Consider the following 16146-nt stretch of genomic DNA (forward strand, 5'->3'; position numbering starts at 1 on the left):
TCCTCGAATACAACGGTGGTGTCTGAATGGCGAAAATCATCGCTGTCGCAAATCAGAAGGGTGGGGTCGGTAAGACCACGACGTCAGTGAACCTTGCCGCTGCTCTCGCAGTCGAAGGTGGTTCCGTTTTGCTTGTGGATCTCGATCCTCAGGGCAACGCAACAAGTGGACTTGGAATTGATCCAAGGTCCTTGACGCAGACAGTGTATAACTCATTGATAAATAACGATAAAATTGCTGATGTCTCGGTGGAGTCCGGCATTAAGGGGTTACAGATCCTCCCTGCGAACCCTCATCTGGCCGGCGCCGAAGTGGAACTGGTTTCCATCGAAGGCAGGGAAACTCGACTCCGAGATGCCTTGTCGCTCGTCAGCGAACGGTACGACACCATTATCATCGACTGTCCACCAGCGCTCGGCCTGCTCACGATCAACGCCATGGTAGCGGCAGGTTCGGTCCTCATTCCAGTGCAGTGCGAGTATTACGCGATGGAGGGACTTGGGCGACTCATGGAAAGCATCCAGCGCATGCGGCAGTCACTAAATCCAGATCTGGAAATCGAAGGCATTGTCCTCACCATGTACGATGCTAGAAATTCGCTGGCCCGCCAGGTTGTCGAGCAGATCCGTGGACATTTTGCCGAGAAGGTCTACCAAACCATGATCCCCCGCAATGTCACGCTGGCCGAAGCTCCGAGCTATGGGCGCCCGGTTATGCTGTACAACATGGCGTCGGCGGGGGCCCAGGCCTATCTTTCACTAGCCAAGGAGTTTGTGGTCCATGGAGAAAAAAGCCCTCGGTAGGGGACTCGACGCGCTGCTTCCCACCGCAAAAACCACAGCCGACCCAGAGCGGGGCGACACTCAGGAACTGCGGCTCGAAGCGATTGTCCCCAATCGGTTTCAGCCTCGCCAATCTTTCTCTGAGGTCGAGTTGGCTGAACTGACTGCATCAATCAAGCAAAGCGGTGTGCTCCAGCCCATTCTTGTGCGTCGCAAGGGGGATGGGATTTTTGAGTTGATCGCGGGCGAACGCCGGTTGCGGGCTGCGAAGCTGGCAGGGCTGGAGAAGATTCCGGCGCTGATCCGCAATGTCTCGGATCAGGAGTCCATGATCCTGGCGTTGGTGGAAAACCTCCAGCGCGACGATCTCAATCCCATGGAAACTGCACGGGCCTACCAGCGGATGCTGAGCGAGTTCAGCATGACTCAGGAGGCGATTGCCCAGAAAGTCGGGCGCGAGCGCTCGTCGGTAGCAAACATGTTGCGCTTGATGATGCTGCCGAGCGAAGTACAGGAGATGGTGGAATCCGAGCGGTTGTCCACGGGGCACGCCAAAGTGATTCTGGGGCTGACGACGCCTGAGGCGCAAGTACAGTTGGCCAAAGAGATTGTACGCGACGAGTTGTCCGTACGGCAGGCGGAGACTTTGGTGCAAACCCACGCTAAAGCAAGGACGCCGGCGAGTCGACCGGTACGCGTGCCCTTGCGGAGTGATTTGGAGGAGCGTCTGCAGAAGCGCCTCGGCACGCGGGTGGATGTGCGGAAAGGGCGACGCGGCGGGAAAATCGTCATCCATTATTTCTCGCCCGAAGAATTGGACGGGATCGTCGAACAGCTTCTTGGGTGACCCTACATTTTGGGGGGACGATTTTCCTGCGGGGGCGGACTACAATGCTGGCCTTCGTTGGGCGGTACGGCTCTTTTCCCCTTCCCGCGCACATTTCATATTGTGGTCATCGCGCGATTGCCTCATTATAGGGTCTCTTTTTACGGACCAGTTTTACCGCAGGAGGAACAGCTATGTGGACGAAAGACAAAGGGGACATGAAGCGACAGGGTGGACAAGTGGATGGAGTCGAAGGAGAGTCTCAAGATTCGACGCCGCCCCGGGAAGGAAACGAAGAGATTAATGCCTTCGTGGGAAAGGGCGTTAGCTTCAAGGGCGTGATCTCCTACAACGGCACCGTTCGGATCGACGGCACGCTGGACGGCGAAATTCACACGGAGGGTGTGCTGTTGGTGGGCGAGGAGGCGGTCCTGACCGCGAAGATCACCGCGGGTACCGTGGTCTGCAAGGGCAAGATCACCGGCGATATCAGCGCGCGTGAGAAGGTGAAACTGCGGGCCCCGGCCGTGGTAAACGCAGGCGTGAAGGCTCCGCTTCTTTCCATGGAAGAGGGCGTGGTCTTCAACGGGACCCTGGAAATGAGCCAGCCGACGGCACGCGAACCACAAGGTTCCGGCAGAACGCAGGGCGTGAAGTTGGTCTCGAGCTAGCCAGACGCCACCGAATCACGGGGGGGCAGCCGAAGCTGTCCCCCTCCGCAACAGCAGGGACGTCAACGGAAGACGCCATTCAGCCCGCGCCCCGGCCGGTCACATTCGTTGGGAGTGCGAAGGAGGGATCCGATGTGGGGCGAAACAAAAAAACCAGCCGTCGCAGAAGACGATAAGTTTACGTTTCTCGGAAAGGGAACCAGCTTCAAGGGGATCGTCACGTTCGACGGCACCGTACGAATCGATGGACGTGTCGAGGGGGAAGTTCATACGACCGGAGCGGTAGTTGTTGGAGAGAGCGCAATCATCAAGGGAATCATCGCCGCCGGGTCTGTAGTCGTGAGCGGCCGGGTCAAGGGAACTGTGACCGCCCGCGAGAAAGTGGAAATTCAAAAGACCGGCGTCTTGATCGGTGATATCCAGAGCCCGGCGATTGCGATCGAAGACGGTGCCCATTTCCACGGCATGAGCAACATGGGTGCGGAAAAGTGGGCGGAAGACGACGCCGCTGGGACCAAGCCGGCGCAAGACCCTGGCGTCCATGACTTGGTGGCTCATCGCGGGAAGGTCAAGACTCAGGATTCCTAACTAGCCGTTCTTCCCCTGCCTCTGTTACCATATCGGGCATGACACGCAAAACAGTGCTGCTGGGCATGAGCGGCGGAGTAGACAGCTCCGTCGCGGCCTCGCTGCTCGTTCGTCAGGGTTTCGCCGTACATGGTGTTACGCTCCAAGTGTGGGAGCCTGAAGACGAAGCGACCACCTCCAAGCGATGGGAGGAGCGAGGCTGCTGTAAAATCGGCCTCGCCAAGTTTGTCGCGCAGCGGCTCGACATCCCCTACGAGGTGATCGACACCCGGGAGGAGTTCCGCCATGGCGTGATCGATGACTTCTTGCAGGGATATGCATCCGGCACGACACCCAACCCCTGCGTGCGTTGTAATGAACGAGTCAAGTTACGCCACCTCTACGAGCTCGCCGAACGGCGAGGAATCGACTACGTTGCGACCGGTCACTATGCGCGGGTGGTTCAGCAGGATCGCGCGTGGCACTTGCTTCGCGCGATCGATTCCCGCAAGGACCAGAGTTATTTCTTGTATCGCATGCAGGCGTCCTGGCTACCGAGGCTGCTTTTTCCTGTCGGGGGCATGAATAAAAGCGACGTGTGGAAGGAAGCGGAGTCTCTGGGCCTTCCGGTTGATGAACTTAAGGAGAGCCAGGAAATCTGTTTCGTGAGTCAGGGAGACTACCGGACGTTCATCGAACAGGAAATGCCGGAAACCAAGCGGCCTGGGGCCTTCGTCAATGTTCGAGGGGAAGTCCTCGGCCAGCACGAGGGAATTGCTTTCTATACTCCAGGTCAGCGGCGAGGGCTGGGCGTTGCGACAGGGCAGCGACTGTATGTCCAGAAAGTCCTGCCGGAGTCTGGGCAGGTGGTTCTCGGTTCAGAGGATGACCTGACGCAGAGCGCATGCGAGCTGCGCGAGCTCAATCTCCTCGAGCCGACTCTGGCCCAAGCTTCGAGTCATGCCAATGTGAAAATTCGCTATGCGACGCCGGCTACCCAGGCGACGATCGTTCCGATGGGCGATGGGCGGCTTCGAGTGAACTTCGTGAAACCGCAACGGGCATTGAGTCCCGGCCAATCGGCGGTCCTCTATGACGGAGAGCGTGTGCTCGGTGGCGGCATTATTCAACGTGTTTGAGCATTCCGGGCCTCCATCCTGTTTCACATAACACCTGAAAAGAGCCGAGCAGGGGAGAGCGTCCAGCGAGAGCCTTCGGAAGTCGCGCGCTGCACGAACAACGAAGACGCCTCCATCACTCAATTACTTTCTCCCACCTTGACAGTACCCGCGTCCGGATGCTAACTTGGCGCGCTTTTTGTCGTGCCCACCGCACGCAAGCTTCCCGTTTACTCAAAACACGGTAACGGACAGTCATTGTGATTAAGATAGCCGTCGCACGTCGATACGCCAAAGCCCTGTTCGATCTTTTGGATCGGCAAAACATTGAACCAGCTCGCCTTGCCTTACACGGACTTGGGGATGCTTATAGTGGTTCGGCTGAATTGCGCCACGCCATCGCATCACCCGCGTTCCCCGAAGAAAGCAAGCTGAGCATCCTCACGGCCATGGCCGAGCGTTTGGGTTGCCCGCCAGTGGGCAAGACCTTCCTCGACCAGTTGGTGAAGAAAAACCGTGTCGGATTCCTTCCCGAGATCGCGGATGCCTTCTCGAAGCTGGTAGACGAATCCAAAGGCACGGAACAAGTGGTCGTGTCCTCGGCCAGCGCCCTGCCGGCATCCGAACAGGAACGGATCAAGGCCCGGCTGCGGGACATGTTGAAGCGAGAAGTGGACGTCACCTTTCAGTCTGAGTCTTCCCATGTGGCCGGCCTGCACATTCGGTTGGGTAGCACCGTTGTGGACAGCACGGTCCGGGGACGATTGACCGCTATGCAGCAGTTGTTGACGAAGGAGTAGCCATGCAGATCAAGGCAGAAGAAATCAGCTCTATCATTAAAGAGAAGATCAAGGGCTTCGACAAGCAAGTCGACGTCAGCCAGACCGGCTCGGTCATCCAGGTCGGAGACGGTATTGCCAAGATCTATGGCCTCGACGGTGCTATGGCCGGAGAAATGTTGGAGTTCCCGGGCGGCCTCTACGGTATCGCTCTCAACCTCGAGGAAGACAACGTCGGCGCCGTGTTGATGGGCGACGATGTCGGCATCAAGGAAGGTGACCCCGTCAAGCGGACCGGCCGCATTGCAGAAATTCCAGTGGGTGAAGCCCTGGTGGGACGGGTGGTGAACGCGATCGGTCAGCCGATCGACGGCAAAGGGCCGATCACCTCGCCACATTCTTCGCGTATCGAAGTCGTCGCCCCCGGCGTCAACACTCGTCAATCGGTTCGTGAACCTTTGCAGACGGGAATCAAAGCGATCGACGCAATGATTCCAATCGGCCGCGGTCAGCGCGAGTTGATCATCGGCGACCGTCAAACCGGTAAGACCGCCATTGCCATCGATACCATCATCAATCAAAAGGGCCTCGGCGTGTTTTGTATTTATGTCGCCATCGGCCAGAAACGGTCGACGGTGGCGCGGGTGGTCAAGACCTTGGAAGAGAACCATGCGATGGAATACAGCATGGTCGTGTCCGCGACCGCCAGCGACGCGGCTCCGATGCAGTTCTTAGCTCCGTTCGCCGGTGCCGCGATCGGCGAATACTTCCGCGACAACGGCAAGCATGCTCTGATCGTGTACGACGACTTGTCCAAGCACGCGGTGGCCTATCGCCAGTTGTCGCTGCTGTTGCGCCGTCCTCCCGGACGCGAAGCATATCCCGGTGACGTGTTCTATCTGCACTCTCGCTTGTTGGAGCGTGCCGCAAAACTCAGCGACAAGCTCGGCGGAGGGAGTCTCACGGCGCTTCCCATTATCGAAACGCAAGCCGGCGACGTGTCGGCGTACATTCCGACCAACGTCATTTCCATCACCGACGGACAGATCTATCTCGGCAGCGACCTCTTCTATTCCGGCATCCGTCCGGCGATCAACGTCGGGTTGTCGGTGTCGCGCGTCGGTGGTTCAGCCCAGATCAAGACCATGAAACAGGTGGCCGGTACTCTTCGGCTCGATTTGGCTCAGTATCGTGAAATGGCGGCATTCGCGCAGTTCGGCAGCGAACTCGACAAGGCGACCCAAATGCAGCTCGCCCGCGGCGTTCGCATGGTGGAGCTCCTGAAACAGGGGCAGTATAAGCCGATGCCGGTAGCCGACCAGGTGTTATCGATTTACGCCGGGGTCAACGGATTTCTGGACGATGTGCCGGTCGATAAGGTGCAGCAGTTCGAGTCCGACTTCCTGCATTACATCGCGCAGAACCATCAGGATGTCCGCAAGGAGATCACGACGATCGGCAAGATCGACGATAAGGTGGGCGGCAAGCTCAAGGACATTCTGAAGACCTTCAAGCAAAAAATGGGGTACGGCGCCAAGTAGCCATCTGCGTGCAGCGATCGGCTCCAAGCTGAGCGCTGACTACCGACTGCTGAAAGCTCAGACACATGCCAAGCCTACAAAGTCTTCGCCGCAAGATTTCGGCGTTCAAGAACACTCAGAAGATCACCAAGGCCATGAAAATGGTTGCGGCTGCCAAGCTGAAGCGATCGCAAGATCGTATTCTTGCGGCGCGACCCTATGCCCACAAGATGCGCGGCGTCCTGAGTAATCTGAGTCAGCGCGTCAATCGGTCGGCGCACCCGTTGTTGCAAAAGCGGGAAGGCAAAAAAGTCGAAGTCCTCGTGGTGACCAGCGACCGCGGGCTCTGCGGCGGCTTCAACGGCAATATCATCCGCAAGAGCGCCGAATTTGTGCGCCAATGTGAATCGCGCGGCTTGCAGGTCACGCTGAGCATCGTCGGGCGTAAAGGTCGGGACTACTTCCGCCGCCGGACCTGGCCAATCCGACAAGAATGGACCGGAGTCTTTGACAAGCTCAGCTTCGAACATGCCATCGATATCGGTGGGGATCTGACCGACAATTTCGTCAAAGGTACGTTTGACGAGCTGTACGTGGTCTACAACGAGTTCAAGTCGGCGATCCAACAGCGGGTGATCGTGGAGAAGCTGTTCCCGATCGATGCAGCCGCCGAGTTCGGGGCCGAGCCGACTGTGGGAGAATCCTCTCTTGGCGGCAGCTACCTCTACGAGCCAGACGAGGCCGAGTTGCTCAACGTATTGGTGCCGAAGCATTTCCAAGTACAGGCCTTCCGGATTCTGTTGGAATCCGCAGCGGCCGAGCATGGAGCGCGGATGGCCGCCATGGACGGAGCCACGCGGAACGCAGGCCAGCTGATCAAGAAAGTGACGCTCTATTACAACAAGACGCGTCAGGCCGCCATCACCAAGGAACTGATGGACATCGTGGGCGGCGCGGAAGCATTGAAATAGTTACGAGTTATGAATTCTGAGTGTTGAGCGCGCGGAACCACGGGCGCCCCACCTCAAGACTCACAACTGGCGACAGGACAGAAGGAGCCTTATGAGCACAGGCAAAGTCATCCAGGTTATCGGACCGGTCGTGGACGTGGAGTTTGCTCCCGGCCAACTGCCGAACATCTACAATGCGCTGACCGTGACGCAGGCAGAGGACAAGGCCGCAGGCCGTCCCGCTGTCCGCATTACGCTCGAGGTCGCCCAGCACTTGGGTGAAAACCGCGTCCGCAGCATCGCCATGTCTTCGACGGACGGCTTGACGCGCGGAATGGATGTCGAAGACACCGGCGCCGCGATCTCCGTGCCGGTCGGCCGCGAGACCCTCGGACGACTGATCAACGTGCTTGGCGAACCCGTCGACGAGAAGGGCCCCATCCAGTCGAAGAAAAAGTACCCCATCCACCGACCGGCTCCTCGATTGGAAGATCAGGAGACCAAGACCGAGGTGTTGGAAACGGGCATCAAGGTCGTCGACCTCCTGGAGCCCTACAGCAAAGGTGGAAAAGTCGGTCTCTTCGGAGGTGCCGGCGTCGGCAAGACCGTCATCATCATGGAATTGATCAACAACATCGCCCTGCACCACGGCGGATTTTCGGTGTTCGCCGGGGTCGGCGAACGGACGCGTGAGGGCAACGACCTCTGGCACGAAATGCAGGAGTCGAAAGTCATCGACCCCGATGATTTCAGCAAGTCCAAGGCCGCGCTCGTGTATGGCCAGATGAACGAGCCGCCGGGCGCCCGTCTCCGCGTCGCATTGACCGGTCTGTCCGTCGCCGAGTATTTCCGCGATGAAGAAAACCAGGACGTGCTGCTGTTCGTCGACAACATTTTCCGGTTTACGCAGGCCGGTTCCGAAGTGTCCGCGTTGCTTGGCCGTATGCCTTCGGCTGTAGGTTATCAGCCGAACCTGTCTACGGAGATGGGAGCGCTTCAGGAGCGTATTACCTCGACGAAGAAGGGGTCCATCACGTCGGTACAGGCCATTTATGTGCCGGCCGACGACTTGACCGACCCTGCTCCGGCAACCGCGTTTGCGCACTTGGATGCGACCACGGTCTTGTCACGGCAATTGGCCGAATTGGGTATTTATCCGGCGGTCGATCCCTTGGACTCGACCTCTCGAATTCTCGATCCCCAGGTCATCGGTGAGGAACACTACAAGGTCGCGCGCGGCGTCCAATCCGTGCTGCAGCGCTATAAGGATTTGCAGGATATCATCGCCATTCTCGGTATGGACGAATTGTCCGAAGACGACAAGATGGTGGTGGCCCGCGCGCGCAAGATTCAACGGTTCCTTTCTCAGCCTTTCCACGTCGCTGAAGCATTCACCGGTGCGCCGGGTAAGTACGTGAAGCTCAAGGATACCGTCCGCAGCTTCAAGGACATCCTCGAGGGCAAGTACGACCATCTGCCGGAGCAGGCGTTCTACATGGTCGGCCCGATCGAAGAAGCGGTGGCGAAGGCCGAAAAGATGGGAGTCAAGGTCTAGAAGGCAACTGCTCTTGTGCGAGTGGACCGCGCGCGGTAGGTGCCCGGTCGATGCCTGCCCATCAGGGCATTCCGGACCTTTCGATGCGAGGATAGGAAAAGGAAATGGCGGGAAAGATTCTATTAGAGGTGGTGACACCGGAGCGACTGCTCCTCAGCCAAGAGGTTGAGGAAGTGATCGCGCCTGGCAGCGAAGGCGAATTCGGTGTGCTACCCGGACACTGTCACTTCCTTTCGACTTTACGTATCGGTGAGCTGCGCTATAAGACACAAGAGACCTGGCACTATATGTCGGTGCTCTGGGGATACGCGGAAGTGACGCCGTCGAAGGTCACCGTCATGGCCGAAATTGCCGAAAAGGCTGAGGACATCGACGTCGACCGGGCGCAGCAGGCAGTCGAGAAAGCTGAACAGCGTCTTCAGGCCGGTGGTCTGCCTTCAGAGGTCAAGGAAGCACAGATCAGTTTGGAGAAGGCACGGCTCCGTAAGAAGATTGCCGAACGTGCGCGCAAAGCCGGCCACGCCTAGCCGGATCCTCAGCCTGTTCCTTGACCTCAATCGGTGGCTCCGTCTGCCATGCCCACCTCCAAGCCGCTCAGGCTTCCCTTTTCCGATTTAAGACAGCCTCCCCGTGCCTCTATATCAACCCTGGCGGTGCGAACCGTCTTGGCTCTCTCTTGGGTTATTCTGTCGCTCCTCGGCTGCGCAGGCCCCGTCATTCAGGGCAGGATCATCGAGCAGGGCCCTCATGACATTATTCGTCTGGATCGGGAGCAATCTGACTCCCAGTCCGGCGCTCGCTTCGACCATCCGAGTCTCTGGACCCCCGAGGATATGAGTGCCATCCTCGCGCGACTTCTGCTTGAGGATCGTGTGGGGTTCATGGATAGCCCGAAGCCGCCACGGCCAGTCTTTTCCCCCGAAGATATCCGGCGTCTGTCGCCCCTCTTCAGTGCGGCCCTCTCACAGGCTACGCCGTCGGAATGGGTTTCCTTTGTTATCAAGGAGGAGCCGGCCGGCGGACAAATCATGCTCACGTCGGGGGGCCTGTTCCTCACCGGCGGCCGCCTGCACATCGTCCTTGCCAACCATCGAGCGGCCACTTCTGTAGCCTCTGAATCTCTGGCGAAGGTCGAAGCCCATCCCTTCTACGCCCTGCGGGGACCAGGGGGAGCGCTGGGATTTGAATCGACACGCTTCATCCTTGGCCGAGAGTCGAACTGGTCGGCAGGTCATCGAGCCTCTGCGAGCGAATTGATCCTCGACCATCGGGGGTTTCTCGCGCTGCTTCGTCAGCCGGGAATGCTCCCAAGGGATCCGCTAAGCCACGTATCATCAGGAGAAAAGACCGAGACCGGAGGCGAGGGTTCGGCGCGGGATACCGCCGCAAGCGCTTCGGGCCAAGAGGCAGGCATTGCCGAACTCAGGCAGGAACTTCAGCAATTGAGGCAACGCGTGGTTGAGCAGGACAGAGAGATTCAGCGACTAAAGGGGCTGGTGCCCAGCAGTCCATCTGGGATAAAGCCCTGACGGGGGACGGGTAAGGCGTCTTCCCGGCGGGGGCGCCTATCTGTGCGCTACAACGAGAATCCTGAGATATGTTGGTCGAGATGACCTCGCTGAAACAGGAAATACGGGAATCGGCCGAAGGTCAGATGACAGCCGACCAGGTAGCGATCATGAGTCGTCCAGAGCGGCAGCTTTTTCGCCCAACGAATTTCAAATAGGGTGACCGCATGCCGGCGGGTCAATGCGGGATTGTGAAGCTCCAGCAGCTGGCGAATCTGCGGCTTCTGGTCTAACAGTAGCAAGATCCCTTCTGCGCTGACATTGAGCGAGAACGCCTGACCGTGGGACACCGCAGTGTCTGCCCCCTGGCGGTCGATCAATTCGTAGGCACAAGGCCCCCGCACGGCAAATCGCTCATCGATCCGACGCTCATCGGTTTCCGAAGGCATGGACCGATCGTCCGAGGCATGGCCAAAGGAGGGAGCTTCAGGGAAGGAGTGTGCCATGATGTGCCCCTTGAGCTGACTGAGGATTCTGTGGATAAAATCGGCGGACATGATTTCGCTCCATGGAGATCGATTTGTGTCATGCGAGAGGCACTAAGAAAAAGCAATTCGGATGCCTGTAGGATTTCGGAGCGGTCTCTCTCTAAGAGTTTGATTTTTAGTGTGGGAGATTTTATCGATTCGCATCGACTCGCGCAGTTGTGCAGAGCTGTTGTGTGAAATAGGCAGCACATATCACATAAATGGACAACGGGGTTCGCTGCATGATTTCAGTGATGGAGGGAAGTCAGAAATTGTGCACATGTTGATGACTTGTGGACGAACTGTGTGTGTGATGTGTATGTCTGTCGTGCGGAGCACGACAGAGTGTTTTGGGCCGCACCATGTGGCAGCCGAGTGTCGGTAGTACCACAATATCTGGTCCGTAATATTTCGAATATGACGGGAACTACGCCGGAAGAACTCATTGTAACGGGAGGAGAGAACTCGAAGCGGCTGGACGTGTTCTTGGCGAACCGAGATGCGACGTTTTCTCGGACCGCCCTCCAACGCTTGATTGAGGACGGGCACGTTCTCATCAATGGGCTGCAGGTGAAGCCCAGTTACAAAATCCGACCGGGGGACCGCATTACCCTCGATGTGCCGAGACCACAACCGTTGGACCTGCGACCGGAGGCTATCGACTTTGAGCCGCTCTACGAGGACGCGGACCTGTTGGTCCTGAACAAACCGGCCGGTTTGGTGGTGCATCCGGCGCCGGGCAACTGGACCGGGACCCTAGTCAACGCGCTGCTCCACCACTTTTCGCAATCAGGTGAAACGGCCTCGAGCGTGGGAGGAAAGGAACGACCGGGCCTCGTGCATCGATTGGATAAGGAAACGTCCGGCATCATGGTGATTGCCAAGACGGACCAGGCTCATCGTGCACTGGCCGTTCAATTCAAGCAGCACACGATTGCCCGCGTGTATGAAGCGTTGGTGTGGGGAGTACCGAAGCAAGGACAGGGCCTTATCGACCTCGCCATCGGACGGGATTCAAAAGAACGAAAGAAGTTTTCGGCACGGACGGCCAAGCCGAAGGCCTCGGTGACGGAGTATCATATCGAGCGGCGCTATGGAAAGGCGGCGGCTCATGTTCGTCTGTTACCAAGAACGGGGCGTACGCACCAGTTGCGGGTCCACCTGACGTCCTTGGGGCATCCGATCCTCGGAGACCGGACCTACGGTGGACAAAAGGTTATGGCCATTGGAGACGGGACGGTGCCGCGAGTCATGCTCCACGCGAGGACCCTGGGTTTCGTGCATCCGACGACGGGCGAACCCCACCGATTTGACGTGCCGTGTCCGGAGGATATGCAACGGGTGCAGCGAGAGTTGGAGCGCCTCACCGAATTGGGCCAGACGAAACGGTCTGTGAGCGGCAAGGCCTCTGGAGCGGAACGGTTCACTGAAGGCGGAAAAGGATAGATCATGGAGACAAGCGCGGTTCTGGATGCATTGGGCGGGCTGATTTCGGCACTCAAGCAGTATGCGGCCAAGTTGCCGCCCGTCGTCCACCTGGCGGCCGTCCCCACCGGCATTAAGCCCAAGCCCGAGGCTGTGGAAGTCTTCGAGCAGACGTTGTCGAGATTCCGGGAACTGAGCGGGCGGACGGTCTTCAAGAAGCTGCAAGACCTGTTGATCGAATCGCTGGAAGCGTTCGAAGTCGGCAATCTCCTGGGGTCGGTTCAGCCCTTGCTTGCCGTGCTCGACCAGGTCGATCGAATGCAGCGGGATAAGGAAATCAAGGTCACTGCGGTCGATGAAATGCGAATTGGAGAATACCGCACCGCTTTGCACAAGATCCTGCCCGGTAGCCAGCCCGAGCTAGAGGGCGCAGGGCGGGGCATGTAGGCCAGAGCCGTGACTGCCGAATGACGGCGGCTCATCAGTCAGCCACAGTACCGATCCGCGTCAATGTCCCATCTTCGGTCCCGCGGCATTGGCGCCGCGAGAAACCAGACGGAATCGAACGGTCGAGCCGCAGTGAGGACACTTGGCTCGGACGGTCTCTTCATCGATGAAATCGTAATGCTCTTCCTTAAGCCACATCAATTGAAAGCATTTTGGACAGCTTCGGACTTGCGTTCCCATTACCTTCCCCTTACACTACGGTTGGCCACGGACCCTCACGGAGGGGTTAATTTAGTATAAGATGGCTCCTGCTCTCAAGACCGCTCATCGCCCCATTGCCTTTTCCGATCGGACCGATTTTGACATCGCCCAACTGATCCAACTCTATCGCCAGGCTCCCTGGGCCAAGGACCGCGCGGCCGAGCAGGCACGGGAGATGCTCGAGAAGACTGATGTGGTCATTTCTGCCTGGGACGGGGACCGGCTCGTGGGATTTGGGCGCGTCCTGACCGACTACGTCTACCGGGCCTCAATCTGGGACGTGATCGTCGACAAGAATTACCAGGGACGCAAGATCGGGACGGAGATCGTTCAACGTATCCTCAACCATCCGCAACTCGAGAAGGTCGAATTGTTCTGGCTCTGCACGAGGATGCCGGGCTTCTATCAGCGCTTGGGTTTCAGTGCCAAGGAACAGACCGGCATGGTCTGGTCACGGAAACAATCGGGCCGCACCGAATAATTCGCCCGTCCTGCCCACTCCCCCGAGCGTTCTCAACTTCTTCACATCACCGCGTCCGCATTCCGTGCTGTCGAGTGCGGAAGAGGAAGGAATCTAGCCCTGTTGGATCCGGTGGAGGCGTTTGGAGGAAAAGAGAATCGACAGGAAGAAAAGCGTCGTCGCCAGCAACACGATCGAAGGGCCGGAGGGCAGATCGAACGCGTAGGAACACAACACGCCGCCGACGGCGCAGGCGATTCCGATCAAGACGGAGTAGATGGTCATCTGCGTGAGGCTGTGGGTGAGCTGGTAGGCCGTGGAGGCCGGGATCAATATCATGGCGAACACCAGGATGGCGCCTACTGTCTTGAGCGAGATCACCACCGTCAGCGCAACAAGCGAGAGCAGCAGGTAGAAAATCTGTCTGGCCGGGATACCCGAGGCTGCGGCCATTTCCTGGTCGAAGGCGATGAAGTAGAGTTCCTTCGAAAACAGCACGATCACGCCCAAGACTACGACGCTCAACCCGCCGATCACGAGCAGTTCTTCCGGCGTCACCGACAGCACGCTTCCGAACAGGTAGCCGTACACCTCGGGGTTGTAAGTCTTCATCAATCCGAGAAATAGAATTCCAAGGGCCATGGTTGCGGTGTAGAGGATGCCGACGGAAACGTCGAGTTTCATGCGGCCTTTTTCTTCGACCCACCCGGAAATCCAGACGGTGGCGAGACCGAACACGATGGCGAGGCTGATGGGCGGCACCTCCAGCAAATACGCGAGCGTCACGCCGGCAAATGCGGCATGGGCAGTTCCGGCTCCGACGAAGGCCAGTCCGCGCAGCACGACAAACACCCCGATCAGCGAGCAGGCGGAACCTACCAATGCCGCAGCGAGCAGCGACCGTTGCATGAAATCGTAACTCAACAGCTCGATCATGTGTTAGCGTGCAGGAAAGATCATGTGGTGACGGTTCATGCGATGCGGCTTGCTTCAATGATGGTGGTGATAGTCCTCGACGAGGATAAAATCTTTATCCGTGATGACCAGTTCTTTGCCGTATACCTGGCTCAAAATCTCCGGCTTCAGCACGTCTTGCGGAGGGCCGGCGGCGAACAGTCTGGTTTTCAGCAGCACCAGCCGATCCACGCGTGAGCGGATCATGTTGATGTCGTGGGTGATCATCAGAATCGTGAGCTTCAGGGTCCTATGGAGCGTTTGAATCAAATCAACGACGCCATGCTGCGCGGTGAGATCGAGGCCGGTCGTCGGCTCGTCGAGGAGCAGGATGCGCGGTTGCTGCGCCAGCGCCCGGGCGATAAAGACTCGTTGCTGTTGACCTCCGGACAAGGCCCCCAGCGCCGAATCGCGATGGTGGTCCATGCCGACGTGAGCCAGTGCTTCCAATGCGATGGCACGATCCTGCGAAGACGGACGGCGGAAGAGTCCCAGCGCACCGTAACGGCCCATCATGACCGCTTCCAGTACCGTGACAGGAAAGTTGCGGTCGAGCATGCCTTTTTGCGGGAGATACCCGATAAGCGCGCGGTGGTGGCAACGCAACTCCTCACAGGCGCAGTCCAGAACGCGAAGGGAGCCGCTTAACGGCGCCATCAGACCCAACACTGCGCGGCACAGGGTCGTCTTGCCCGACCCGTTGGGGCCGATGACGCCGACGAATTCCGACTCGGGGATCGTCAGCGTGAGGTCCTCGAGAGCGACCACCCCCGGAAAGCCGAAGGTGGCATGGTCGAACCGGATAATGGGATGGGTCATAGGCGCCGGCGTCCGTTGCGGTTCGCCGGAGTAGGTTGGTGTCTGGACTTTCGAATCACACTCATGTCCGTTCAAGAGCTTCGGCTAATTGGACCACATTATAGCGAAGCATGTCGAGATACGTCTCGGTCCCTGGTAGCCCTCCAGGAAGGGTGGTGAGAATCACGACGCGGGCGCCTGTTTCCCGCGCCAGGAGTTGGGGAACCTTCTGGTTCAGCTGGGATTCCGACACCACCACCGTCACATGGTCGCGCTTCATCGTCGCGATCAATGAGGAAAGGTGGCGCGGGGATGGTTCTCCCCCCGGTTGGATCAGGATCGTGCCGGCCACCTGGATGTCGTATCGCTTGGCGAAATACGGCCAGGCTGGGTGGTGGACGATGATCCGGCGGTGCGGGACGCGGCGCATGCGCTCCATCGTTTCCTGCTGCACCTGCTTCAAGTCCCGAAGATAACTGTCGGTGCGGGTGCGATACTCCGATGAATGGTCGGGATCAGCCGCGATCAACGCTTCGGCGATGGACCGCACCATGGCGGTGGCGGATTCAGGGTCCAGCCACATGTGAGGATTCCCGGAGCCCCCGTGGCCGTGGTGCCCGTCCTCATGGGCGTCCTGGTGATCGGGAATCAGCTCGATGCCTCGAGACGTGGTGACGACTTTCAGCCCGGCGTTTCCGGCGTTCTTGACGAGCGACGCGACCCATACCTCAAGCCCTGCGCCCACCTCAAATAAGAGCCTGGCCTTTCGGACTGCGACGAGGTCGCTTGGTTTGGGTGCGTAGGTGTGTTCGTTCTCATAGCCCGTCATCAACGACAAGACCTGCACGTTCGGGCCCCCGACCTGTTGGACCCAGTCCTTCAAGACGGGGAGTGTGACGACGACGTTGAGAGGAGTCGAAGCTGAAGCCGGTTGCGGTGGGAATGCCTGAATCAAAACCATGGTGCAGGCGGCCCACAATATGTAGGAAAAGAGCCCG

The 16146-nt window shown here is 58.5% G+C and carries 18 protein-coding genes; 14 read left to right on the forward strand and 4 right to left on the reverse strand.

What is annotated here, in order from left to right:
* Positions 1-26: 26 nt before the first annotated feature.
* The 11 genes from KF814_08295 (at position 27) to KF814_08345 (ending at position 10297) form a co-directional block, all read left to right on the forward strand.
* Positions 27-803, forward strand: a complete 777-nt coding sequence (locus KF814_08295; GenBank protein ID MBX3236139.1) for a ParA family protein — start codon at positions 27-29, stop codon at positions 801-803.
* Positions 781-1629, forward strand: a complete 849-nt coding sequence (locus tag KF814_08300; GenBank protein ID MBX3236140.1) for a ParB/RepB/Spo0J family partition protein — start codon at positions 781-783, stop codon at positions 1627-1629. The genes KF814_08295 and KF814_08300 overlap by 23 nt, the downstream gene beginning before the upstream one ends.
* Positions 1630-1802: 173 nt before the next feature.
* On the forward strand, positions 1803-2279 hold the full coding sequence (locus KF814_08305; GenBank protein ID MBX3236141.1) for a polymer-forming cytoskeletal protein: 477 nt from the start codon (positions 1803-1805) through the stop codon (positions 2277-2279).
* Between the two features lie 132 nt (positions 2280-2411).
* Positions 2412-2867, forward strand: a complete 456-nt coding sequence (locus KF814_08310; GenBank protein ID MBX3236142.1) for a polymer-forming cytoskeletal protein — start codon at positions 2412-2414, stop codon at positions 2865-2867.
* Between the two features lie 38 nt (positions 2868-2905).
* A complete protein-coding gene (mnmA, locus tag KF814_08315; protein MBX3236143.1) occupies positions 2906-3985 on the forward strand; it encodes a tRNA 2-thiouridine(34) synthase MnmA in 1080 nt (359 codons plus the stop codon).
* Positions 3986-4224: 239 nt separating this feature from the next.
* Entirely contained in the window at positions 4225-4764 is a 540-nt protein-coding gene (gene atpH / locus KF814_08320) for an ATP synthase F1 subunit delta (GenBank protein ID MBX3236144.1), read from the forward strand.
* 2 nt (positions 4765-4766) lie between these two features.
* Positions 4767-6284: a F0F1 ATP synthase subunit alpha gene (atpA, locus tag KF814_08325; GenBank protein ID MBX3236145.1), complete on the forward strand. Its 1518-nt coding sequence runs from the start codon at positions 4767-4769 to the stop codon at positions 6282-6284.
* A gap of 65 nt (positions 6285-6349) precedes the next feature.
* A complete protein-coding gene (gene atpG / locus KF814_08330) occupies positions 6350-7234 on the forward strand; it encodes an ATP synthase F1 subunit gamma (protein ID MBX3236146.1) in 885 nt (294 codons plus the stop codon).
* A gap of 91 nt (positions 7235-7325) precedes the next feature.
* On the forward strand, positions 7326-8768 hold the full coding sequence (gene atpD / locus KF814_08335; GenBank protein ID MBX3236147.1) for a F0F1 ATP synthase subunit beta: 1443 nt from the start codon (positions 7326-7328) through the stop codon (positions 8766-8768).
* A 104-nt stretch (positions 8769-8872) separates the two neighbouring features.
* Positions 8873-9295 (forward strand): F0F1 ATP synthase subunit epsilon, encoded by a 423-nt coding sequence (locus KF814_08340; protein ID MBX3236148.1) that lies wholly within the window; start codon positions 8873-8875, stop codon positions 9293-9295.
* Between the two features lie 306 nt (positions 9296-9601).
* On the forward strand, positions 9602-10297 hold the full coding sequence (locus tag KF814_08345; GenBank protein MBX3236149.1) for a hypothetical protein: 696 nt from the start codon (positions 9602-9604) through the stop codon (positions 10295-10297).
* Between the two features lie 47 nt (positions 10298-10344).
* On the opposite strand, the gene KF814_08350 is transcribed toward KF814_08345, so the two are convergent.
* Positions 10345-10782 carry a hypothetical protein gene (locus tag KF814_08350; GenBank protein ID MBX3236150.1) on the reverse strand — a complete coding sequence of 146 codons (438 nt, stop codon included), beginning with the start codon at positions 10780-10782 and terminating at the stop codon, positions 10345-10347.
* 438 nt (positions 10783-11220) lie between these two features.
* On the opposite strand from KF814_08350, the gene KF814_08355 reads away from it, so the two are divergent.
* From KF814_08355 to KF814_08365, 3 genes are all read left to right on the forward strand, one after another.
* Entirely contained in the window at positions 11221-12249 is a 1029-nt protein-coding gene (locus KF814_08355) for an RluA family pseudouridine synthase (GenBank protein ID MBX3236151.1), read from the forward strand.
* A 3-nt stretch (positions 12250-12252) separates the two neighbouring features.
* Positions 12253-12675 carry a hypothetical protein gene (locus KF814_08360; GenBank protein ID MBX3236152.1) on the forward strand — a complete coding sequence of 141 codons (423 nt, stop codon included), beginning with the start codon at positions 12253-12255 and terminating at the stop codon, positions 12673-12675.
* A gap of 301 nt (positions 12676-12976) precedes the next feature.
* Positions 12977-13417: a GNAT family N-acetyltransferase gene (locus KF814_08365; protein MBX3236153.1), complete on the forward strand. Its 441-nt coding sequence runs from the start codon at positions 12977-12979 to the stop codon at positions 13415-13417.
* Between the two features lie 93 nt (positions 13418-13510).
* On the opposite strand, the gene KF814_08370 is transcribed toward KF814_08365, so the two are convergent.
* The 3 genes from KF814_08370 to KF814_08380 form a co-directional block, all read right to left on the reverse strand.
* Positions 13511-14332, reverse strand: coding sequence for a metal ABC transporter permease (locus KF814_08370; GenBank protein ID MBX3236154.1), 822 nt, complete (start codon positions 14330-14332; stop codon positions 13511-13513).
* A 54-nt stretch (positions 14333-14386) separates the two neighbouring features.
* On the reverse strand, positions 14387-15169 hold the full coding sequence (locus KF814_08375) for a metal ABC transporter ATP-binding protein (GenBank protein MBX3236155.1): 783 nt from the start codon (positions 15167-15169) through the stop codon (positions 14387-14389).
* Between the two features lie 61 nt (positions 15170-15230).
* Complete coding sequence (locus tag KF814_08380) at positions 15231-16109, reverse strand: zinc ABC transporter substrate-binding protein (GenBank protein ID MBX3236156.1); 879 nt, start codon at positions 16107-16109, stop codon at positions 15231-15233.
* Positions 16110-16146: the final 37 nt, after the last annotated feature.

Source organism: Nitrospiraceae bacterium (assembly GCA_019637075.1).
In the GTDB taxonomy this organism is placed as follows: Bacteria; Nitrospirota; Nitrospiria; order Nitrospirales; family Nitrospiraceae; genus JAHBWI01.